This window comes from Mycobacterium sp. E183 (genome assembly GCF_001667735.1).
Lineage (GTDB): Bacteria > Actinomycetota > Actinomycetes > Mycobacteriales > Mycobacteriaceae > Mycobacterium.
The window spans coordinates 38,614-59,925 of sequence record NZ_LZJN01000150.1 but is presented as its reverse complement, the minus strand read 5'-3'; the positions used below and the strand labels follow the sequence as shown (position 1 = coordinate 59,925).

At 69.0% G+C, this 21,312-nt stretch carries 24 protein-coding genes; 13 read left to right on the top strand and 11 right to left on the bottom strand.

The genetic code is table 11. The features are described from left to right. Nucleotides 1–11: 11 nt before the first annotated feature. On the top strand, nt 12–749 hold the full coding sequence (locus A5691_RS17200) for a phosphoadenylyl-sulfate reductase (protein ID WP_067785494.1): 738 nt from the start codon (nt 12–14) through the stop codon (nt 747–749). Further along, nucleotides 746–1,462, top strand: a complete 717-nt coding sequence (locus tag A5691_RS17195) for a sirohydrochlorin chelatase (RefSeq protein ID WP_067751331.1) — start codon at nt 746–748, stop codon at nt 1,460–1,462. Before A5691_RS17200 ends, A5691_RS17195 begins: the two co-directional genes overlap by 4 nt. A gap of 63 nt (nt 1,463–1,525) precedes the next feature. On the opposite strand, the gene A5691_RS17190 is transcribed toward A5691_RS17195, so the two are convergent. Further along, entirely contained in the window at nt 1,526–2,461 is a 936-nt protein-coding gene (locus A5691_RS17190) for a LysR family transcriptional regulator (RefSeq protein WP_067782164.1), read from the bottom strand. Nucleotides 2,462–2,629: 168 nt separating this feature from the next. On the opposite strand from A5691_RS17190, the gene fdxA reads away from it, so the two are divergent. Beyond that, nucleotides 2,630–2,956 (top strand): ferredoxin, encoded by a 327-nt coding sequence (gene fdxA, locus A5691_RS17185; RefSeq protein WP_067751337.1) that lies wholly within the window; start codon nt 2,630–2,632, stop codon nt 2,954–2,956. 6 nt (nt 2,957–2,962) lie between these two features. On the opposite strand, the gene A5691_RS17180 is transcribed toward fdxA, so the two are convergent. Next, nucleotides 2,963–3,634 carry an esterase gene (locus A5691_RS17180; protein WP_067782161.1) on the bottom strand — a complete coding sequence of 224 codons (672 nt, stop codon included), beginning with the start codon at nt 3,632–3,634 and terminating at the stop codon, nt 2,963–2,965. Nucleotides 3,635–3,742: 108 nt separating this feature from the next. Between A5691_RS17180 and A5691_RS17175 the strand changes: the two genes are divergently transcribed. Continuing rightward, nucleotides 3,743–5,017 (top strand): alpha/beta hydrolase, encoded by a 1,275-nt coding sequence (locus A5691_RS17175; RefSeq protein WP_067782159.1) that lies wholly within the window; start codon nt 3,743–3,745, stop codon nt 5,015–5,017. Here the strand turns inward: A5691_RS17175 and A5691_RS17170 are convergent. Then, complete coding sequence (locus tag A5691_RS17170) at nt 5,014–5,634, bottom strand: TetR/AcrR family transcriptional regulator (protein WP_067782157.1); 621 nt, start codon at nt 5,632–5,634, stop codon at nt 5,014–5,016. The two genes, A5691_RS17175 and A5691_RS17170, sit on opposite strands and share 4 nt — an antisense overlap. A gap of 62 nt (nt 5,635–5,696) precedes the next feature. Between A5691_RS17170 and A5691_RS17165 the strand changes: the two genes are divergently transcribed. Next, entirely contained in the window at nt 5,697–6,125 is a 429-nt protein-coding gene (locus A5691_RS17165) for a DUF1707 domain-containing protein (RefSeq protein WP_067782155.1), read from the top strand. 9 nt (nt 6,126–6,134) lie between these two features. Continuing rightward, a complete protein-coding gene (locus A5691_RS17160) occupies nt 6,135–6,899 on the top strand; it encodes an SDR family oxidoreductase (protein WP_067782153.1) in 765 nt (254 codons plus the stop codon). A gap of 17 nt (nt 6,900–6,916) precedes the next feature. On the opposite strand, the gene A5691_RS17155 is transcribed toward A5691_RS17160, so the two are convergent. Together A5691_RS17155 and A5691_RS17150 are read right to left on the bottom strand one after the other, a co-directional pair. Then, on the bottom strand, nt 6,917–7,396 hold the full coding sequence (locus A5691_RS17155) for a hypothetical protein (RefSeq protein WP_156670007.1): 480 nt from the start codon (nt 7,394–7,396) through the stop codon (nt 6,917–6,919). Nucleotides 7,397–7,448: 52 nt separating this feature from the next. Beyond that, the gene (locus A5691_RS17150) at nt 7,449–7,901 is read right to left on the bottom strand and encodes a protease inhibitor I42 family protein (RefSeq protein WP_082950378.1); all 453 of its coding nucleotides are present in this window, start codon (nt 7,899–7,901) and stop codon (nt 7,449–7,451) included. A gap of 98 nt (nt 7,902–7,999) precedes the next feature. Between A5691_RS17150 and A5691_RS17145 the strand changes: the two genes are divergently transcribed. The 3 genes from A5691_RS17145 (at nt 8,000) to A5691_RS17135 (ending at nt 12,048) form a co-directional block, all read left to right on the top strand. Then, the gene (locus A5691_RS17145) at nt 8,000–9,055 is read left to right on the top strand and encodes a DUF5685 family protein (RefSeq protein ID WP_068015463.1); all 1,056 of its coding nucleotides are present in this window, start codon (nt 8,000–8,002) and stop codon (nt 9,053–9,055) included. Between the two features lie 180 nt (nt 9,056–9,235). Then, nucleotides 9,236–10,828, top strand: coding sequence for a Na+/H+ antiporter (locus A5691_RS17140; RefSeq protein ID WP_067782150.1), 1,593 nt, complete (start codon nt 9,236–9,238; stop codon nt 10,826–10,828). Nucleotides 10,829–10,860: 32 nt separating this feature from the next. Continuing rightward, complete coding sequence (locus tag A5691_RS17135) at nt 10,861–12,048, top strand: AAA family ATPase (protein WP_067782148.1); 1,188 nt, start codon at nt 10,861–10,863, stop codon at nt 12,046–12,048. A gap of 79 nt (nt 12,049–12,127) precedes the next feature. Here A5691_RS17135 and A5691_RS17130 read toward each other — a convergent pair whose 3' ends face one another. Both A5691_RS17130 and A5691_RS17125 read right to left on the bottom strand, forming a co-directional pair. Further along, nucleotides 12,128–12,760: a TetR/AcrR family transcriptional regulator gene (locus A5691_RS17130; protein WP_067782145.1), complete on the bottom strand. Its 633-nt coding sequence runs from the start codon at nt 12,758–12,760 to the stop codon at nt 12,128–12,130. 38 nt (nt 12,761–12,798) lie between these two features. Beyond that, nucleotides 12,799–13,968 (bottom strand): aromatic ring-hydroxylating dioxygenase subunit alpha, encoded by a 1,170-nt coding sequence (locus A5691_RS17125; RefSeq protein WP_067782142.1) that lies wholly within the window; start codon nt 13,966–13,968, stop codon nt 12,799–12,801. Between the two features lie 88 nt (nt 13,969–14,056). Between A5691_RS17125 and alsS the strand changes: the two genes are divergently transcribed. From alsS to A5691_RS17110, 3 genes are all read left to right on the top strand, one after another. Next, on the top strand, nt 14,057–15,739 hold the full coding sequence (gene alsS / locus A5691_RS17120; protein ID WP_068015466.1) for an acetolactate synthase AlsS: 1,683 nt from the start codon (nt 14,057–14,059) through the stop codon (nt 15,737–15,739). A gap of 5 nt (nt 15,740–15,744) precedes the next feature. Next, complete coding sequence (gene budA, locus A5691_RS17115) at nt 15,745–16,542, top strand: acetolactate decarboxylase (protein ID WP_067888856.1); 798 nt, start codon at nt 15,745–15,747, stop codon at nt 16,540–16,542. Between the two features lie 85 nt (nt 16,543–16,627). Beyond that, entirely contained in the window at nt 16,628–17,770 is a 1,143-nt protein-coding gene (locus tag A5691_RS17110; RefSeq protein ID WP_068017058.1) for a glycosyltransferase, read from the top strand. Here A5691_RS17110 and A5691_RS17105 read toward each other — a convergent pair whose 3' ends face one another. From A5691_RS17105 to A5691_RS17095, 3 genes are all read right to left on the bottom strand, one after another. After that, entirely contained in the window at nt 17,771–18,475 is a 705-nt protein-coding gene (locus tag A5691_RS17105) for a TetR/AcrR family transcriptional regulator (RefSeq protein WP_067782127.1), read from the bottom strand. Continuing rightward, nucleotides 18,459–18,890, bottom strand: a complete 432-nt coding sequence (locus tag A5691_RS17100) for a hypothetical protein (RefSeq protein WP_068017065.1) — start codon at nt 18,888–18,890, stop codon at nt 18,459–18,461. Before A5691_RS17100 ends, A5691_RS17105 begins: the two co-directional genes overlap by 17 nt. Nucleotides 18,891–18,966: 76 nt before the next feature. Next, entirely contained in the window at nt 18,967–19,434 is a 468-nt protein-coding gene (locus A5691_RS17095; protein WP_231981006.1) for a hypothetical protein, read from the bottom strand. A gap of 78 nt (nt 19,435–19,512) precedes the next feature. On the opposite strand from A5691_RS17095, the gene A5691_RS17090 reads away from it, so the two are divergent. After that, nucleotides 19,513–20,364: a sulfurtransferase gene (locus A5691_RS17090; RefSeq protein ID WP_068017055.1), complete on the top strand. Its 852-nt coding sequence runs from the start codon at nt 19,513–19,515 to the stop codon at nt 20,362–20,364. 3 nt (nt 20,365–20,367) lie between these two features. Here the strand turns inward: A5691_RS17090 and A5691_RS27445 are convergent, their stop codons facing one another. Beyond that, on the bottom strand, nt 20,368–21,219 hold the full coding sequence (locus A5691_RS27445) for a 5'-methylthioadenosine/S-adenosylhomocysteine nucleosidase (protein ID WP_231981005.1): 852 nt from the start codon (nt 21,217–21,219) through the stop codon (nt 20,368–20,370). Nucleotides 21,220–21,312 lie beyond the last annotated feature (93 nt).

Below are 21,312 nucleotides of genomic sequence, written 5' to 3'. Positions count from 1 at the left end.
AGGACCACGCCATGGTCGCGATGAACTTCACCGAAGACCAGCTGCGCAAACTGGCCGAACGCGGCGCGGCGGAAATGGCGGACGCCGATGCCACCGACATCCTGCGCTGGACCGACGAACACTTCGGCGGCGTCGACGGCCCCCGCGACGGGGCCAACTGCAAATACGTGGTGGCCGCCAATATGCAAGACGCCGTGGTGGTTTCGCTCGCGTCCGATGTCCGGCCGGGCGTGCCGGTGCTGTTCCTGGACACCGGCTACCACTTCGCCGAAACCATCGGCACCCGCGACGCGGTCGAGTCCGTCTACGACATTCACCTGCTCAACGTCACGCCCGAACACACGGTCGCCGAGCAGGACGAGCTGCTGGGCAAGGACCTGTTCGCCCGCGACCCCAACGAATGCTGCCGCCTGCGTAAGGTTCTCCCGCTGCGGCGCGCGCTGCGCGGCTACGCCGCGTGGGTGAGCGGGTTGCGCCGGGCGGAGGCCGCCACCCGCGCCAACGCCCCGCTGATCAGCTTCGACGAGTCGTTCAAGCTCATCAAGGTCAACCCGATCGCGGCCTGGACCGACGAGGACGTGCAGGACTACATCGAGCGCCACAACGTTCTGGTCAACCCGCTGGTCGAGGAGGGCTACCCGTCGATCGGCTGCGCACCCTGCACCAGCAAGCCGGCCGAGGGTGACGATCCTCGCAGCGGGCGCTGGCGGGGACGAAACAAGATCGAATGCGGGTTACACGCCTCATGAGCACGCTCGTACTCACCGCCCACGGCAGCCGGGACCCGCGCTCGGGCGCGAACGCGCGGGCGCTGGCCGACCGGCTGGCGGGCATGCGGCCCGACCTGGACGTGCGGCTGGCGTTCCTCGAGCTCAACGAACCCAATTTCGTCGACGTGCTGGCCGCCCTCCCGGACAGCCGCCACGCGGTGGTCACCCCGTTCCTGCTGGCCAGCGCCTACCACGCGCGCCTGGACATCCCCAAGCAGATCGCCGAAGCCGGGGCCCACGGCGTCCGGCAGGCCGGCGTGCTCGGCGAGGACGGGCGGCTGGTTTCCGTGCTGCGCGAACGCCTCACCGAGGTCGGGGTATCCGCGGCTGACGACGACCTCGGCGTGATGGTCGTCGCGATCGGCTCGTCCAACGCCGCGGCGAACGTGCGCACCGCGAAGGTCGCGTCCAGGCTGGCGGTCGGCACCCGGTGGGCCGGGGCGACGACGGCGTTCGCAACCCGGCCCGAGGCGTCGGTGCACCAAGCCGCCGCCCACCTGCGTCGCCGCGGCGCGCGCCGGCTCGTGATCGCGCCCTGGTTCCTGGCGCCGGGGCTGCTCACCGACGGCGTCTCAACCTTCGCGCGGGACAACGGTATTCCGATGGCCGCGCCCCTGGGCGCGCACCGCCTGGTCGCCGAGACGGTGCTCGACCGCTACGACGAGGCGCTGGCAGCCGACGCCGCCGCATGAACGTCGACTTGTTGCGGGGATACGCCGCGAATTCCCACGACAACTCGACGTTGGCGGCAAACCCTAGGCCCTAACCCGGCTGACGATGTGGCTCAACATGTCTCGCACCGCCCCCGCCGGTGGCGTGCGCCCGCCCACCCAGATGGCGCGAAACTTCCGCCGCAGGTCCAACTTCGGGATCGTGACCGCGCTCAGCCGCCCGACGGCCAGGTCGTCGGCCACCGCAAGCCGGCTCATCGCCGCCGGTCCCGCCCCGGCGAGCACGGCCGCGCGCATCGCGGCGGCCGACGTCAGCTCCAGCACCGGTGGAGCCTGTTCCATGTCCTCGCCCAGCACCCGACGCAAGGCCACCGTCAGCGAATCCCGGATGCCCGAATGCGGTTCGCGCGCGACGAGCGGGGTCTCCGCGAGTTCGCGGGCGGACACCGCCCGCCGCGTCCACTTGTGGCCCGGCGGCACCACGATCACCAACTCGTCCTGGCCCACCACGCAGGTACCCAGACCCGTTGGCGTGCCGGGATTTTCGACGAATCCGAGATCGACGCTGCCGTCGCGGACCGCGGCGATGGCGTGCTCGCTGTTGGTGGCCGTCAGAATCACCTGGGGCGCGGAGCCGCCGCGCCGCGTCGCCTCGGTCTGCAGCGACAGCAGCCAGTGCGGCATCAGCTGTTCGGAGATCGTCTGACTGGCCGCCACCCGGACCCGCTCGCGGCCCTCCTTGCGCAGCGAGCCCATGCCCGCGTCGATCTCGGTGGCGACCTCGAGCAACCGTCTCGCCCAGTCGGCGACGATCAGGCCCGCGGGCGTCAGCTGCGAACCGCGGGTGGTGCGCACCGCCAGCGTGACCCCGATCTGGGCCTCCATCGACGCGAGCCGCCGCGAAATGGCCTGCTGCGTCAGCCCGAGTTCGCGCGCGGCGCGGCCCAGGCTGCCGGTTTCGGCGATCGCCAGAAACACCTCGAACGAGGCGAGCTCGGGCATCCGGGGGCTGAGCGGCATGGCATCACATCACAATCAATTCGTGTGACACAACGATAGCTTGTGACTCCACAACGCCGCGTGGCCTACTCTCGCCCGGTCGGGACGAGAACGATGGAACGGATGACCCTGGCCGGTAGCGCGTCGGCCGCGCTAAATTAGCCAGCCAGACAAGGAAGGACAACGCTTGTGGCCTATGTGATCGCCGAACCGTGCGTCGACATCAAGGACAAGGCGTGCATCGAGGAATGTCCCGTCGACTGCATCTACGAGGGCGCGCGGATGCTCTACATCCACCCCGACGAGTGTGTGGACTGCGGCGCGTGCGAGCCGGTGTGCCCGGTTGAGTCGATCTACTACGAGGACGACGTGCCCGCCGAATACGGCGAGTACACCCAGATCAACGCGGACTTCTTCACCGAGCTCGGCTCCCCCGGCGGCGCGGCCAAGGTGGGGCTGACCGAGAACGACCCCGCCGCGGTCAAGAACCTCGAGAGCCGGGCCGAAGCCACCTAGGCCGCCTCACCCGAGCAACGACGCGAGTTCGGTACGCGGCACCGAGAGCCGTTGGGGTCCGTCGACCTGCGCGAGCACCTGCCCCTGGCTGAAGAAGAAGATCACGGCGTCGTCGGTGAGCGCGAAGTTCTGGTACGCGTCCACCCCGGGGTCGCCGAACGGAAGCGGGCCGAGCTCGCGCCGGACGATCGGGTTTAGCACGGCCAACGGGTTGGCGCCCGGCTTGAACAGCGTGTCGAAGGTGATGGGCGCGCGCTTGCCGAGGTCGTAGGTGAAGGCCTTGTACGACGTCACCGGGTGGGCGCCGAGGTCCTGGTTCATGTCCAGCACCACGGTCTGGGTGCCGGAAGTAAGCGCACCGGACCGGAAGGCGGTCCCGGTGATGGTCAGCAGGTAGGGCGGCCGGTCGCCGGGCGGATGCGCCTTGGCGTCGTCGGCCCATTCGTCTCGCGTGTGGGTCACGTAGTCGGCGAGGGGCGCCTGGTCGGGATAGCCGACGGGAAAGCTCAAGTCGAGCGTGTAGGTGGTCGTCACGATGTGGCCCCGGCAGATCTGCGCCGTGTCGACGGTTCCGCCGACGTCGGCGCAGGCGGATTGGGCGCTGGCCGTCCCGGCGGACGAGAGGGCGGTCACGGCGCAGGCGGCCGCCGCCAGCGACGCCTTCAGGGTCATGGTCATCGCCGGGTCCGTTCCGTCCGTCGCCGCTCGACGCAGCGGTCTTGTGCGGTAAGTAGGCACCGTACGCGTGCCTACCGATCCCAAAACCCCACCTCGTAAGGTGAGCCCATGCGGACAGCTCGAATCATGCATGTCATCCGGCAGATCGGCTCGTTGATCGTCACGGCGGTGACCGCGGTGTCCACGCTCAACGCCTACCGGCCGTTGGCGCGCAGCGGATACGCCTCGCTCTTCTCGTTCATGTTCGGCGTGGTCGTCACCGAGTTGCCGCTGCAAACGCTCGTCAGTCAGCTCGGGGGCTTGGCGTTGACGGCCCGACGCCTCACCCGGCCGGTGCGATTCGCGGCGTGGACGGTGGCGGGCGTGTCCGCGCTCGGCCTGCTGAACTTCAGCCGCGCCGGGCACAAGGCCAACATTCCGCTGACCGAGGCGCTGGACGAGGGCCTTGGCGCGTCTCGTCTCACCGAATCGGGTGATCTGTGGCGCCGGCCGGCCGGCGGTGGCACCGCCAAGACGCCGGGCCTGCTGCGGATGATGCGCATCTATCGCGACTACGCCCACGACTCCAACATCAGCTACGGCGAATACGGCAGCGCCAACTACCTGGACATCTGGCGCCGTCCCGATCTGGACCCCACCGGCAAGGGCCCGGTGCTGTTCCAGATCCCGGGCGGCGCCTGGACGACGGGAAACAAACGCGGACAAGCTCATCCGTTGATGAGCCACCTCGCGGAGTTGGGCTGGATCTGTGTGTCGATCAACTACCGGCACAGCCCGCGCAACACCTGGCCCGCCCACATCGTCGACGTCAAACGCGCCCTGGCGTGGGTCAAGGCGCACATCGCCGAGTACGGCGGCGATCCCGAATTCATCGCCATCACCGGCGGTTCGGCCGGCGGCCACCTCTCGTCGCTGGCCGCCCTCACGCCCAACTTCGCCGAATTTCAGCCCGGCTTCGAGGACGCCGACACCCGGGTCCAGGCGGCCGTGCCGTTCTACGGCGTCTACGATTTCACCCGGTTCAACGACGCGATGCATCCGATGATGCCGGCGCTGTTGGTCAAATCCGTTGTCAAGCAACGGCCGTCGACCAACATGCAGCCGTTCGTCACCGCTTCACCGGTCAACCACGTTTCCGCCGACGCTCCCCCGTTCTTCGTCCTGCACGGCCGCAACGACTCGCTGGTGCCCGTCGAGCAGGCGCGTGCGTTCGTCGAACGACTGCGCAAGGTGAGCACCCAGCCCGTGGTGTACGCCGAATTGCCGTTCACCCAGCACGCTTTCGACATCTTCGGTTCGGCACGCGCGGCGCACACCGCGGTCGCCGTCGAGCAATTTCTCGCCGAGGTGTACGCGACGCGCCGCCAGGCCAATGTGGCCTAGCCGCCGAGCATTTGGGCCACGACGCCGGCGATGACGTCCTCCGGCTGCTGCGCGATGCCGACGCTGACCAGCTCGCCACCGATCGCCAGCGACGCGACGCCGTGCACCAGCGACCACAGTGGCGCGGCGAGTTCGCGCGGGTCCTGACCGCCGACGACACCCGCATGCTGGCACGCCGCGATCGCGTCGAGTAGGTCCGCGAACGCCTGCTCGCCGGCGATGGCGAGGTCGGGGTGGTCGGCCTTCGACAGCTCGGCGCCGAACATCACCCGGTAGTGGTCCGGGTGCGCGACGGCCCAGCGCACGTAGGCACGGCCGAGCTCGATCACCCGATCCTTGGGCTCGTCGGTGGACGCGGCCGCGGCCAGTTCGGCGTGCAGGTCGCGAAAGCCCTGCTCGGCCACCGTCGCCAACAGCGCGGCCTTGTCCGCGAAGTGCCGGTACGGCGCGGCGGCGCTGACGCCGGCGCGCCGCGCCGCTTCGGTCAGCGTGAAACCCTTCGGCCCCTTCTCCGCGACCAGCGACAGCGCGGCGCTGGTCAGCGCCCGTTTCAGGTCGCCGTGGTGGTAGCTGTCCCTGCGCTTCGAACCGGTCGGCGATTTTCGCTCACGTGCCATGTTGACGAGATTAACATTAGGGACTATGTTAAGGCCATTCACATCCGAAGGAAGGGGACGAAATGAACCAGCAACTCATGGCCCCCCGCGCCGGCGACCACGACCGGGAGAGGGCGGCCGCGCGCCTGGGCCAGGCGCTCGCGCAGGGCTACCTCGATCTGGGCGAGTACGAGCAGCGGGTGCAGGCCGTGTTCGGCACGCACACCACCGGCGAGCTCCGGGAGCTCCTCGCCGACCTGCCGCTCGAGCGGATCCGGCGCGCCGACCCACGCCGCCGCGCCGCCCGCGTCGAGGCGGCGCGCCGCAGCGTGCGCATTCACCTCGCCGGCTACCTCCTGATGACCGTCGTCGTGCTCACCGTGTGGGCGGCCGTCGCCGCGACCACGGACGCCACGTACTTCTGGCCGATCTGGCCCATCCTGGGCGCCGGCATCGGACTCGTCAGCCACGCGCTGGGCATCCGCCCCGCCGTGAAAACCGTTGCGAAGTAAGGGGTTGCCATGTCCCTGGCAGTCATCACCGGCGCCAGCTCCGGGTTGGGCGCAATTTTCGCCGACCAGCTGGCGCAGCGCGGCATGTCTTTGGTGCTCGCCGGGCGCGACGAAGCCCGGCTGAACGCGGTGGCGCAGCGCGTCGGGCAGCACGTCGAGCTGGTCGTCGGCGACCTCAGCACCCCGGCCGGCGTCGACGCCCTGGTGGCCCGGCTAGCGGGGCGAGAGATCGACGTGTTGGTCAACAACGCGGGCTTCGGCACGTACGGCCCGTTCGCGGAGGTCGACGACGGGCGCGAGCATGAGCTGGTGGCGGTCAACGTCGACGCGTTGGTGCGGCTGACCCACGCGGTGCTGCCCGGCATGCTGGCCCGCCGCCGGGGCGGGATCCTGAATGTGGCGTCCACCATCGCCTTTCAGCCCGGGCCGTATCAGGCCACGTACGGCGCGTCGAAGGCGTTCGTCTTGTCGCTGAGCCAGGCGCTGTGGGCGGAGACCCGTGGATCGGGCGTCACGGTCACCGCGCTGTGCCCCGGACCGACCCGCACCGGCTTCGTCGACGCGCTGGGCTCGGACGTCTCGCACACCGCGATCTATCGCCGGCTCGCGGCGCCCGAACCGGTCGTGGCAGCCGGGCTGCGCGCGCTGGACCGGGGCCGCGCCGTCGTCGTGCCCGGGTGGCGCTATCGGGCGATGACCACCGGATCGCGGTTGATGCCCGGCTGGGTGTCGGCGCTCGTCAGCGGGCGCATGCTGCGGCCCGCCGCGGCGTAGCGAAAACCGTTGAGCCGCTATACCTTGGGGCGCACGCCGACCGCCCGGTACACGAACACCGGCTGCACCGGGAAGCGCAGCGTCGTGGTCGGCAGCTTTTCCAGCACCTCGTCCGGGATCGACTTGCGGTAGTTGAGCTTCATCGACCCGCTGAAGGCGGGATCGACGCCGTGCAAGTCGATTTCGAGCTTCATGCCCTTGCCGGTGATCGTCGCCCTGGCCGGCCCCTTGCTGGTGTCCCACGGGCAATCGATCGACCGCAGGTTGGCGTCCCCGCGGGTGGGAAGCGTGGCAAGGATCCGCGCGGTGGTGAACGCGAACGCGCCCGTGTAGCGGGACACTCCCGAGGCCGAATAGACGCCCGGCACGTGGCCGCCGAAGTGCCGGTTCACCCCGACTTTGCCCGCGCTGAAGATCATCCCCTCGGCTTCGAGTTCATCGCGCAGCGGTGCGGGCAGTTTGCCGATCTCGGACAAGTTGCGAAGAAAGCCGAACACGTCCAAGACCGTAGCCCGAGCGCGGCGCGCTCGCATTGGTTTGCCAGAGCGTTTACTGCACCGTGACGTTGGCCGTGTAGGTGCACGACGGTTGCGTGTCCTTGCCGACGAAGCTGGTGTAGGCGGTGCCGATCGTGGTGGTCCCCGGCTTCAACGCCGTGAATTTCCACACCTCGGTGCCGGGGGCTCCGAGCGCGTCGGAGCTCGGCGGCACGAACTGGTGGCTCTCCTGCTTGAGGACGCCCGGGTCGCCGATCTTCATCTCCGGCGCCCACCGGTACGGGGTGGTGTAGTTCGAGCCCAGCTTCACGACCAGCGTGTTGCCGACGGTCAGGGTGATGCTCTGCGTGACGACGCTCTGCGTGAGCACCTCGTTCATGGGCACCTCGAGCGTCTTGGTCGACGGCGGGTTCCTGGACGCGAAGTGGCAGCCCACCAGCATCGGCGAAACGAGCATCGCGACGGTCACCAAGAGCTTGATCTTCCCGACAGTCATCGAGCCCATTATGTCCTGGAGCCCCGTCGCCGCGCCGCCGCCCACCAGACCATCCCACGCTCGGCGTTTCGATCGCGCGTTTGCTGTGGGTCCGGTAGCTTCTGGGCATGTTTGGCATCATCCGGCCCTGCCGTCACCGGCTCGGCGGCGAGCTGGCGGCCGCCTGGACAGCCCAATTGTGCGGATTGTGTCTGGCGCTGCGCGACGATTACGGCCAGGCCGCCCGCATCGCCACCAACTACGACGGGCTGGTGGTCTCATTGCTGGTCGAGGCGCAGTCCCCGGGGCGGCCGGCCCGCCGCACCGCCGGGCCGTGCCCGCTGCGCGGCATGCGGCGCGCGGACGTGGCCACCGGCGACTGCGTGCGACTGGCCGCCGTGGTGTCGCTGGCGCTGGCGGCGGCCCGGGTCCGTGACCACGTCGACGACCGCGACGGCATCGTCGGCGTGGCCGGGGTGCGGCCCGCGGCGCGCCGCATCGCCGAACGCTGGGTGCGCCAGGGCACCGACACCGGTCACACCCTGGGCTTCGACACCGGCGTGCTGGTCGCCGCGATGGACCGCCAGGCGGCGCTCGAAGCCCAGGCCCGTCCGGGCAGCTCGCTGCTGCTGGTGACCGAGCCCACCGAGACCGCCGTCGCCGAGGCGTTCGCGCATACCGCGGTGCTGGCCGGCCGCCCGGACAACGCGGCGCCGTTGCGCGAGGTTGGGCGGCTGTTCGGCCGGGTGGCGCACCTGTTGGACGCGGTCGAGGATTACCGCGACGACGTGGCGCGCGGGAAGTGGAACCCGTTGGCGGCGACCGCAACTCCCGTGGCGGCGGCGCGCGCCCTGTGCGACGACGCGGTGCTGGGCATCGAGCTGGCGCTGGCCGACGTGTCGTTCACCGACGGGAGGCTGGTCGATCGGCTGTTGACCAACGAGGTCCGCCGCGCGATCAAGCGCACCTTCGCCCAGGCCGGTTTGACGGCCAAGAGCGGAACGCCGCGCGGCCAGCAGGAGCCCATCAACTTCGGCGACCAGCCGATCGAGCCCGGCGCCGAGGAGGGAACGCCGAACCCCGGGCGCAAGTCGCGGCGCGGCGACGGAACCGGCTGCTGGTGCTGCTGCGAGGGCTGCGATTGCTGCTGCGACTGCGACGACTGCTGCTGCGACTGCACCTGAGCCCGCAACCAGTAAGTGCTTCTCGAATTTGATATCGCCGGCGCTGTCACTTTCGAGAGTCACCAGATGCCCGCCACGGGGTGCGCGTGTGACCGGTGAGACCGCCCACCCAGCGAGCTGACCGCGGCGCCGGCCAAACCCCAAGCCGCGCAATCCGATCATGTCCGGCAGGATGGGCTGGTGTTTGGCCTCGTCCTGATCGTTGCTCTCGTCTCCACCGTCATCGTCGGGACGGTCCTGGGCCGGCGCTACCGCGTTGGCCCCCCGGTGCTGCTCATCGTGCTCGGCACGTTGCTGGGTCTGATCCCAAGCTTCGCCCACGTGCACGTCAACGGCGAGATCGTGCTGTTGCTGTTCCTGCCGGCGATCCTCTATTGGGAGGGCCTGAACACCAGCTTCCGCGAGATCCGCGCCAACGCGCGCATCATCGTGTTCCTCAGTGTCGGCCTGGTGATCGCGACGGCCGTCGCGGTGTCGTGGACGGCGCGGGCGCTCGGGATGGATTCCCACGCGGCCGCCGTCCTGGGCGCCGTGCTCTCCCCCACCGACGCCGCCGCGGTGGCGGGCCTCGCGAAGAAGTTGCCCCGCCGCTCGGTGACCGTGCTCAAGGCCGAGAGCCTCATCAACGACGGCACCGCCCTGGTCCTGTTCGCCGTCACGGTCCACGTCGCGATCGGGGGTGCGGCGATCACCCCGATCGACCTGGTGGGCCGATTCGTCGGCTCCTATCTGGGCGGTATCGCCGCCGGGCTGTTGGTCGGCGGGGCGGTGACGTTGCTGCGCAAGCGGATCGACGCGCCGCAGGAGGAGGGGGCGCTGAGCCTGCTGACGCCGTTCGCGGCGTTCCTGCTGGCGCAGAGCATGGACTGCAGCGGCGTGGTCGCCGTCATGGTCTCCGCCCTGGTGCTCGCCTACGCCGGACCGGTGGTGATCCGGGCGCGGTCGCGCTTGCAGGCGTATGCCTTCTGGGACAGCGCGACGTTCCTGCTCAACGGCTCGTTGTGGGTGTTCGTGGGCGTCCAGATACCCAACGCGCTGCGCGGCATCGTCGGCGTGGACGGCGGGGTGCGCCACGCCCTGTTCATCGCGCTCGCGGTCACCGCCGTGGTGATCCTGTCGCGAATCTTCTGGGGCGAGATCACCGTCGCGCTGATCCGACTGATCGACCGTCGCGAGGCGCAGCGTGAACGCCGGGTCAGCTGGCGTCAGCGCTTCGTCACGGCCTGGGCCGGGTTCCGCGGCGCCGTGTCGCTGGCGGCGGCGCTGGCCGTGCCGACGACCACCCTCAGCGGCGCGCCCTTCCCCGACCGCAGCCTGCTCATCTTCATCGTGGTCGTCGTGATCCTGACCACCGTCCTGGTCCAAGGGACCACGCTGCCCGCCGTGGTCCGCTGGGCGAAGATGCCCGACGACGTCGCGTACGTCGAAGAATTGGAGCTGGCGCGAACCCGGGGGGTCCAGGCGGCGCTCACCGCGCTGCCCACCGTCGCCGACGAGGTCGGCATCAGCGACGACCTGCGTCGTCGGCTGCAGAAGGAATACGAGGAAAGGGCCGCGCTCGCCCTGGCCACCGAAGGCGGCTCGACTAACAACCGCCTGGTCAAGAAGAAGGAGCTGGTCCGGCGGGTGCGGCTCGGCGTGCTCGAACGGAAGCGGCGCGAGATCACCGCGCTGCGCAACCAGAACCTCATCGACGACATCGTGCTGCGCGAACTGCAGAACGAGATGGACCTCGAGGAAGTGCAACTGCTCGACGAGGCGGACGAGGCTTAAGCCCGTCGGTCGTCGACCGTACAGTCGGCCCCATGTTGCACACGGTGGCGATCCGCGGCTACCGCTCGCTGCGCGAGGTGATCCTGCCGCTGGGGCGGCTGTCGGTGGTCACCGGCGCCAACGGCGCAGGCAAGTCGTCGTTGTACCGCGCGCTGCGGCTGCTGGCCGACTGCGGCCGCGGGGAGGTGATCGCCTCGCTCGCCCGCGAGGGCGGGCTGCAGTCCGCGCTGTGGGCCGGACCCGAGGAGCTCAAGGGCGCCCGCCGGACGGGCAAGGCCCAGGGCACCGTCCGCACCCGGCCCGTATCCCTCGAATTAGGCTTCGCCTCAGACGATTTCGGCTATCTGGTGGACCTCGGCATCCCGCAGATGGCGGGAATCAAGTCGGCGTTCGGCCGCGATCCCGAGATCAAGCGGGAAGCGTTGTTCGCCGGACCGGTGCTGCGCGCCAGTGCGACGCTGGTACGCCGCACCCGCGACTTCGCCGAGATGAGCGCGGAGTCCGGCCGCGGATTCGACGAGCTGTCCCGCTCGTTGCCGTCGTACCGCAGCGTGCTGGCCGAATATGCCCACCCGCACGCGCTTCCCGAACTCGCGGCCGTGCGCGAACGGCTGCGCGGCTGGCGGTTCTACGACGGCTTCCGCGTCGACGCCGGGGCGCCGGCGCGACACCCGCAGGTCGGCACGCGCACCCCGGTGCTCTCCGATGACGGCAGCGATCTGGCCGCCGCGATCCAGACGATCATCGAGACGGGCTTCGACGACCTGAGCCGCGCCGTCGCCGACGCGTTCGACGGGGCCACGGTGTCGGTCGCCGTTCACGACGGGCTGTTCGACCTGCAGCTGCGGCAGCGCGGCATGCTGCGCCCGCTGCGTTCGGCCGAATTATCCGACGGCACACTGCGATTCCTGCTCTGGGCCGCCGCGCTGTCCAGCCCGCATGCGCCGTCGCTGATGGTGCTCAACGAACCGGAGACCTCGCTGCATCCCGACCTGGTGCGTCCGCTCGCGGGGCTGATCCGCACCGCCGCCACGCGTACGCAGGTCCTGGTGGTCACCCATTCCCGCGCGCTGCTCGAATTCCTGGACACCGTCCCGGTGGCCGACGCCGACGGGGACGACCGAGCCGTCGAGATCGAGCTGTACAAGGAGTGGGGCGAGACGCGGGTCGCCGGCCAGGGCCTGCTGACCACGCCGCCGTGGGACTGGGGCAAGCGCTAACGGCCGAAACGCCCCCGCCCCCGATCGAGTGTGCTCCTATGGCGGCGTCGCACGGCGTGTCGCCGCCCTGGGCGCACCCTCAATGTGCTGAGCGCACACTCGAATCCGTGGCGGGCTGAAAATGGGTGATCGCGGGTGCGACCCACTGGCGCAGGTAGTTGCGCAACTCGTCACCGGACCGCGGCGGTCGTCCGGGATCGACGATGAACGATTGCAGAACCCGAAGCATGAATTCGACCAGGCCGTCGCGCCTGTCCTCGGTGATGCCGACGCTGTTCCAGTCCACGTTGAAGCGGTCGATGATCGAGCGCCCCAGCGAGAGCGCGACATCGGAGGTCACGCTCGCCGAGTAAGACGCCGCCTTCTCGGAGGTCAACAGCAGCCCCAGGTATTGGTCCTGGGGAAGCAATTCCAACGTGTGAGCGATACCCTCGACCACCGCCTCGGCGGGGTCGTGAATGGCTTCCAGGTGGGCCGCCAGCCGGTCCAGGGACGGACCCGCTTCCGACAACGCCGTCGCCACCAGCAACGCATCGGTGCTCGGGAAATAGCGGTACACGGTTTGGCGGGTGACCCCGAGATCGCGCGCGACATCGCTGATTTTGATGTCCGCGCCCGACTGCTGTATCGCGCGGCTCGCCGCGGCGATGATTCGCGCAATGGCTTCCTCGTCGCTCGACGGCAATGCGCCGGCCCAGCCGTGTCTGCGCATCTACGGTGCCCTCACGCTCAATATGGTCGCACGAGAACTCAGCCCAGCGCGACGCCAATCTCCTGCGCGAACACCTTGATCATGTGTTGCACGCCGATCTCGTTGCGGCCGATGATCATATGGTCGTGTTGGCCCTGGCGCACGCCCTCGCCGCACTGCGGCAGCATCGCGAAGTCCTCGTCGCGCACCGCCGCGTGCACCGCGTCGTAGATCATGTCGTAGCCGCTGCGCTGGTCGTCGCTCGTGGCCGGGATGCGCGCCAGCCAGCTGTGTCGAACGGTGCAGCGGGTCGGGGCCCCGGCCGGCAGAATGTCGATGACCTCCACACCGACGTTGCTGTTGGCCAGGATCAGGTTTGGGTAGATCCAATAGATCAGTCCCATGTTGTCCCGCACGTCCCACGAACCGTTCGGATCGGCATCGAGGTTGACGATCCAGTTGAACGGAAACCCGAGCCGGTGGTGCTTGCCGTACTCGTCGTAGATCGCGACGTTGGGCAGCGCGTTTTGCCCAATCAGGCTCTCGCCGTGGACAAACGGAAAGTGGTAGCCCTCCGCGAACGCCTCCAACGCCCCCTTCCAGGACACCTCGGAGGTGAATTCGCGATGCGCGTGATACCCGAATGATCCGTAGTCGAGTTCGGCCAGCTGTGAAGCCACCGGTCCCAGATGCGCGTCGACGTCGATGGACGCGTCGGCGCTGAGCACCGCCCAGATGAAGCCGTAGGCCTCCTGGCTCGGCAACTCCACCAGGCCATAATCGCCGGTGTCCATGCCGGTGAAGCCGGATTTGCCTGGGATGCTGAACAATTCGCCCGTGTTCTGGTAGGTCCACGCGTGATAGGGGCAGGTGAAACGAGAGGCGTTGCCCGCGCCGCAGGCCGGCATCGCGCCGCGGTGGCGGCAATAGTTGAGGAACACGCGGCTGACCCCGGCGCGGTCGCGGGTCACCAATAACGAAGTGCCCAGCACCGAGCGGACTTCGAAGTCGTTGGGGCCGGGGATCTGCACGCTGGGCAAGATCGCCAGCGGGGTCCGCCGCAGGATCTGCGACTCCTCGAAGTCGGTGACTTTGCCGTCGCGGTAGTAATGCAGCGGCACCCGCAGCACTTCCGCGGCCAGGTCGGTCGTCTTGGTCAGCACCAGCCGCAAGGCGCGCCGTGTCAGGTCTTCGCTGAGCTCCGCCGGGCGCACGCTCTCGATCGTCACAACTGGGGACCATACACCAGAGCGATCATGGATGGTCAACCCACGCGTAGAGGTCGCAACGCACCGCGACCCGTGCTTGGCTGGATGGATGGCCCCCACGAATCGCGGTGATGCCGTGCGCAGCGCGCAGCGGGTCGTCGACGTCCTGTCGGCCCAGGGCGTGCAGTTCGTCTTCGGTGTGCCGGGCGCGAAGATCGACGCCGTCTACGACGCGCTGCTCGACTCCGGCCCTCGGCTGGTGGTGTGCCGCCACGAACAGAACGCCGCCTTCATGGCCGGGGCCATCGGTCGCCTCACCGGCATCCCGGGCGTGGTGCTGGTGACGTCCGGCCCCGGCACCACCAACCTGGCCACGGGGCTGTTGACCGCCAACACCGAACAGGACCCGGTGGTGGCGCTGTGCGGCGCGGTGCGCCGCGTGGATCGCCTCAAGCGCACGCATCAGTCCATGGACGCGGCCGCCATGCTCAGGACGGTCACCAAGTTCACCGGCGAGGTCAACGACCCCGACAACGCCGCCGAGGCCACCATCGGCGCGTTTCGCGCCGCGCTCGGCGAACCGCGCGGCGCGGCCGCGGTCGTTCTCCCGGCCGATGTGTTGGCCGCTCCGACGACGGCGAGCATCCCGGGCCCGCAGCCGATTCCGCCGTTGGCCGCCGCCCCCGCCGCGTCCATCGCCGAGGCGAGCGAGCTGATCCGCGCCGCGCGCCGACCCGCTTTGCTGGTCGGCATGCGCGGCGCCGACCCCGACACCTGCCTGGCGCTGCGCGCCCTGCTCGCCACGACCGGGCTGCCGGTTGTCGAGACCTTCCAGGCCGCGGGCGTGATCTCCCGCGCGTTGGAGGACAACTTCTTGGGCCGGGTGGGCCTGTTCCGCAACCAGCCCGGCGACGTCGTCCTGGCCCACGCCGACGTCCTGGTCACGGTCGGATACGACTCGGTCGAATACGACCCGGTGCTGTGGAACGACGACGCCGCGCGCACCGTCGTGCACATCGACTCGGTCCCCGCCGACATCGACAACCACTACCAGCCGGCCACGGAGCTGCTCGGCAATATCGCGGCGACGCTCACCTCGCTGACCGACAAGCTGGCCGGCCTGACCCTGACGGACACCTATAAGCGCGAGATCGCCACGCAGCGAAAGGCGTTGAGCGACATCGACACCACGGCAGGCCGCACCGAGCCCGAGGGCCCCGGCCTCAACCCCGTCGCCGTCGTGCTGCGGCTGCGGGAGGAACTCGACGACACCGCCACCGTCACCTGCGACGTCGGCTCCGTCTACATCTACCTGGCCCGCCATTTTCGCGTGTACGAGCCGCGGCGTCTGCTCTTCTCCAACGGTCAACAGACCCTCGGCGTCGCGCTGCCATGGGCCATGGCCGCCTGCCTGGTGCGGCCCGGAACTCCGGTCGTGTCCGTCTCCGGCGACGGCGGATTCCTCTTCTCCGCGCAGGAACTCGCGACCGCGGCCCATCTCGGGCTCACCTTCACCCACATCGTGTTCCGGGACAACGCCTATGACATGGTCGGCTTCCAGGAAGTCTTGAAGTACGGCCGCAAATCCGGTGTGCAACTGGGTGATTACGACCTCGTCTCCTACGCGGCGGCCTTCGGCGCCCGCGGCCACCGGGTTACCACGCTGGACGAATTCACCGCGACCCTGCGCCAGGCGCTCACCGAGGACGGCCCCTCCCTGATCGACGTTCCCGTCGACTACAGCCACAACACCGATCTCGCCGCCCAGCTGCACGACGACCCCTTCGAATAAGGATCATGGACACACATTCGGGTGCCTACGAGCGTTTCCGCCACTGGGCGACAACGCTTCTCACACACCACCGCGCCGACGACGCCGAGGTCTATCAGTTCTCGACGATCGGCGCCCTGCTGGAGGGTGTCTACGACGGCGACGTCACCGTCGCCGAGATCCTGCGCCACGGCGACTTCGGGTTGGGCACCTTCAATCACCTCGACGGCGAAATGGTCATCCTCGACGGCGTCTGCTACCGATTGCGCGCCGACGGAACCGCCGGCCGGGCCGCGCCGACCGATCGCAGCCCGTTCGCGGCGATCACCCGGTTTCACACCGATTTCGAGATCCCGATCCGGACCCGCACCGGGCGCACGGAGGTGATCGCCGCCATCGACCGCCGGATCGCCAGCGCCAACCTGATCTACGCCGTTCGGATCACCGGGCAGTTCGCCGAGCTGCACACCCGCACGGTGATGGCACAGCAGCCGCCCTACCCGCCGCTGACCCAAGCCACCGAGGAGCAGGCCGAGAAGGTGTTCACTGACGTGCCGGGCACGGTGGTCGGGTTTCGCACCCCCGACTTCGAGCAGGGGATCTCGGTCGCCGGCTATCACCTGCACTTCCTCAACGGTGACCGCACCGGCGGCGGGCACATCCTCGATTTCACGCTCGAGCATGGGGACGTCGCGGTCAGCGGGGCGTCGCAACTGCATCTGAGCCTGCCCACCTCCGGTGACTTCCTCGGCGCCCGGCTGTCCGGCACCGACATCGCCGAGCGGATCAACAAAGCCGAAGGCCCCAAAGGGGGCTCACAGTAGCCGCTACGCCGGAATTCATGGACTGTTCAGGCCAGCGTCAAGTCCACATTGTTGAGTGCACACGCGCACCGCGTGTCCTCACGTTATGCGTGTTGTACAGGTCGCCAACTTCTATGGCCCTCGCTCGGGCGGCCTTCGCACGGCGGTCGATCGGCTGGGCGCCGAATATTGCGCCGGTGGCCACGAGGTGTTCCTGATCGTTCCCGGCCAGCGCGCCGAACGCAGCCAGCTGCGCACCGGTGTGGTCCGAATCACTTTGCCCGCTCGCCTGATTCCGCTCACCGGCGGCTACCGCGCCGTGATGCCCGGGCCGGTCAAGGCTCTCCTGGAGGCGCTGCGGCCCGACGCGTTGGAGGTGTCCGACCGGCTCACGCTGCGGTCACTGGGCCGATGGGGCCGAGACCACGGTGCCACGACGGTGATGATCTCCCACGAGCGGCTGGATCGCCTTGTGGGACAGATACTTCCGCATCGCGCGGCGGTGAAGTTCGCCGATCTGGCCAACGCGCGCACCGCCGCCGATTACGACACCGTGGTGTGCACCACCGGTTTCGCGCGTGAGGAATTCGACCGGATCGGTGCGACGAACACTGTGACGGTCCCGTTGGGCGTGGATCTGCAGACCTTCCACCCGCGCCGGCACTCGTACCTGCTGCGGCGCCGCTGGGCCGCGCCGACCCAGCTGCTGCTCGTCCACTGCGGTCGGCTGTCGGTGGAAAAGCGCGTCGACCGCAGCATCGACGCCGTCGGCGAGTTGCGCCACGCCGGGGTCGATGCCCGACTCGTCGTCGTGGGTGAGGGTCCGTTGCGGGCCAGGCTGGAACGCCAGGCCGCGCGGCTGCCGGTGGACTTCACCGGTTTCGTCTCCGATCGGCATACGGTGGCCGGGCTGCTGGCGTCCGCCGACGTGACGCTGGCTCCCGGGCCGCACGAGACGTTCGGGCTGGCCGCGCTGGAGTCGCTGGCCTGCGGGACGCCGGCCGTCGTCTCGCGCACCTCGGCGCTGACCGAGATCATCACCGCGGACAGCGGCGCCTCGGCGGACAACCACCCGGCCGCCATCGCGCGGGCGGTCAGCGCGGTCACCAGCCGCCCGGAGCGCCACCGCCGCGTCTCGGCTCGACGCCGCGCCGAGGACTTCACCTGGCATCGGGCTGCGACGGGCATGCTGGCGTCGTTGGGGGCGCCGACGCTCGACGACCCCGGCGACGCCGAACACACCGCGTAGCTAATAGGTTCTCGGCAGCGCGGCAACCAGCGCTTCGACCTGTGTTCGCGCGAGCGTGGTGACGCTTCCGTCGGGCAGCCCGAGGATGCGGTCGATGGCCAGGCCGTGCAGTCTGAATCGTTTTGTCATGCTGTCGATCGCACGCTCCCGGGCGGATTCGTCGGGCGCCTGCAACACCGCGACGATGGTGGAATTCGTGCGCGCGGCAAGGCCGTAGATCATGTCGGCGACGCCCTCCGGATCGAAGGTGTCGAAGACACCCTCGGCGACCCCCTCTTCGATCAGGCGCGTCAGAAGGGGCAGGACCAGCGCTTCGTCGACCGCTGTTATCCGTGCGTAGAGGTGGGCGTTGTCCGGTCGCAGCAATGACGCCATCGCGGCCAGCTGCTCCGACACATTCATCTGCATCTTGACGTCAAACCCGGCCCGCAGCAGGGCGTTCAGCCGATCCAGCGCGTCACCGCCACTTCCGGCGACCGCATCCTCGACCCCGGCGAACGCGGCCCGCGCGCTGCGCTCGGCCAAGGCCGCGATCAACGCGTCCTTCGATGGAAACCAATGGTAGAAGGCACCTTTGGAGACGCCCGCGTCGGCGATCAGATCGTTGAGGCTGACGTTGTCATATCCGTCACGCAGAAACAGCACCGCCGCCCGATCGAGCAGATCCGCGCGACGGACGTCGGGATGCTTAACTACCCGAGGCACTCTCGGGCTTCCAGCCGACGTACGTCAGGTATAGCCCGACTGAGGCGAGGAAGATGAACAACACCCATAGCGCCGCAGTCGCACCCGAACTGTAGATGGCGTTGCCGGCCGCGTCGTAGGCCCGCGGCAGCGTCAGCAACAGCAGACCACGGATGAAGAAGAACCAGCCCACGGCCGACACGACGAACGCCGCCAGACCGCGCCAATACTGGTGAAAGGCAATGATGAAAATGCCGCCCATCAACAGGATGGCTCCATACAGCCACGGCCACATGGGATTTGCCTTGAACTCGGTGAATAGTTCCTGCATGTATGAACCGCGGATTGCGATCGTGGTCGGCACGATCGACATGTAGGGGCCCAACACGCGGGCGAACATGCGGGTCCGGGTCTGCGATTGCTCGGATGCGCTCATTGCGCCACCTCCCTGGCTTGCACCGAGAATAACCGACCGGTGGTCGGTATGCCAGACCAACGGTCGGTCGGATTCTTCAGAAGTCGGAGGCCGCCCACGATCCGGGCGGGTACGGCGGAACCGCGCCGGTGAAGGCGCCGTCGGTGAGCCTGCACAGAGTGTCGGAAATCGTTCCGGCGTCGGCCAATACCTGCGGATCCCCGCCCGGCACCACGCGCGCGACCACCGCCTGCCAGGAGTATCCGACGCCGCCGTGCTCGTACCAGACGAACCAGTCCGCACCGTGACTGCCGGCGCGGATCAGCCGGCGGAACGGCAAGGTCGGATCGCTGACCGAGTCCGTCGCGTTGAAGGGCGCGCCGACGTCGGCGATGGGCGGTAGGAGCTTGAGCAGTTCCGGGGGCAGCTGGGACACATGCTGCACCTCCTGCACGGGTGTCGTCAGGGCGCATTGAGTGTTCGGGATCGCCTCCGCGGGCGTGGCCGTCAGCAGCGCCGACGCGAGCGCAAGGCACCCGGTGACTTCGTAACTGATGCGCGCCATGACATTGCTCCATCTGCGGTCCTACTCAGCAGGACGCTACGCCACCGCCTTGCTGAGCGAGGCCGCTAGGCTGAATCGGTGGAACCGCGGGACCAGGTTTTGATCACGGTCACCGAGTTGGCCGGCCTCATCGAGTCCGGCGCCTCGGTGGCCATCGTCGACGTGCGCTGGCGGCTCGACGAGCCCGACGGACGGCCCGCCTATCTGGAGGGACACCTACCCGGCGCGGTGTATGCGTCCCTCGAGGACGAGCTCAGCGACCACTCGGTCGCCGGTCGCGGCCGCCACCCGCTGCCGTCGGGCAGCAATTTGCAGGCAGCGGCGCGCCGCTGGGGTGTCCGGCAGGACTCGCCGGTGGTGGTCTACGACGACTGGAATCGCGCCGGTTCGGCGCGCGCGTGGTGGGTGTTGACGGCGGCCGGCCTGCCGGACGTCCGCATCCTGGACGGCGGCCTGGCCGCCTGGCGAGCGTCGGGTCGGAGCCTCGAAACCGGGCCCGTCACACCGCAACCCGGGAATGTGACTGTGCCGCATGACGATCTGCGCGCCGGGAACCGACCGTCCCTGACCGCCGAGCAAGCGGGCGCCGGTGTCGTGACGTTGCTCGACGCGCGGGCGCCCGAACGCTTCCGCGGTGAGGTCGAACCGCTGGACCCCGCGGCCGGGCACATCCCCGGCGCCTTGAACCTGCCGAGCACCGCCCTCCTCGCCGCCGACGGCACGTTCATCGCCGGTGATGCACTCACCCAGCTGCTCGCTGAGCGCGGAATCCGTGACGGTGCGTTGGGCGCCTACTGCGGTTCGGGCGTGACGGCCAGCGTCACGGTCGCGGCGCTGGCGGCGGTGGGCTTGAACGCGGCGCTGTTTCCCGGGTCGTGGTCCGAGTGGTGTTCGGATCCGGGGCGCGCGGTGGCGGTCGGCCCCGCCTGAGGGTCAGGCGCCGCCCCAACTTTGCAGGAAGGCGGCGGTCACCCGGGCGGCGTTGTCGGCCGCGATCCGCTTGTAGCAGAAGAACTGAAACGGAAAGCCCGGCAGGTGAAGCGGGTCACCCGGCCCATCCGTGATGCCGCGGATGCCGAGGAACGGGACACCGTGCTCGTCGGCCACCGTTTGGGCGGCCGCGGTCTCCATGTCGGTCGCGTCGAAGGCCGGGTCCGCCGCCGACACGATGTTGAGGTTGCTGATCAGGGCGCTTCGCACCCACCGTCCCGCCGCCGGGCGGAAGTTGCCGGTGTATCGGTATGACCGGTCGGGCGCGCTGCGCGGTTGGCAGCCAAAAACGTCCCCGCCGTTCGGGATGCAGGGGAACGCCACGCCGTTGTTGTTGTCCCAGCTGTATCCGTCAACGCCGACCACGACTTGCGGCCGGCGCCGCAGATCGATCCGGCGGGCGACGCTTTCCAGTGCGACGCAGAGCGTTTCGGCCGTCGCCAGCATGGTGGGGTCGACGGGTCGAAACGTGTTGCCGTTGTCCAGTGTCCAGCGCGCCGGTATGGCCACATCCGCGATTTTGGTCCGCGCCGCCCCGCCGGCGACGCCCGAAAACACCACCGCGCCAATCGCGAATCGGGTCAAGGCGGCCTCGGTCGTGTCGGCGGCGTTCACCAGGCCGATGCCGGTCATCGCCACGATCACTTTTCGGCCCGCGATCGAGCCGAGGTAGAAATGCCTGCGGTCGACGATCGCCACCGGATCGGGATCGAGCGTGGTGTGCGACAGCACCGCGTCGGCTTCCGCCGGAAAGGCCGACAGCACCAGCATGCGTCTTTCGCCATCTACACCCACCGCACCAGTAAACGCCACCAGACCCCGTGGCTTCGCCGATTCCGGTCCGCCATGCCCACGTCAGCGGCTAGTCTCAGCGGCACTGCAGCCAAA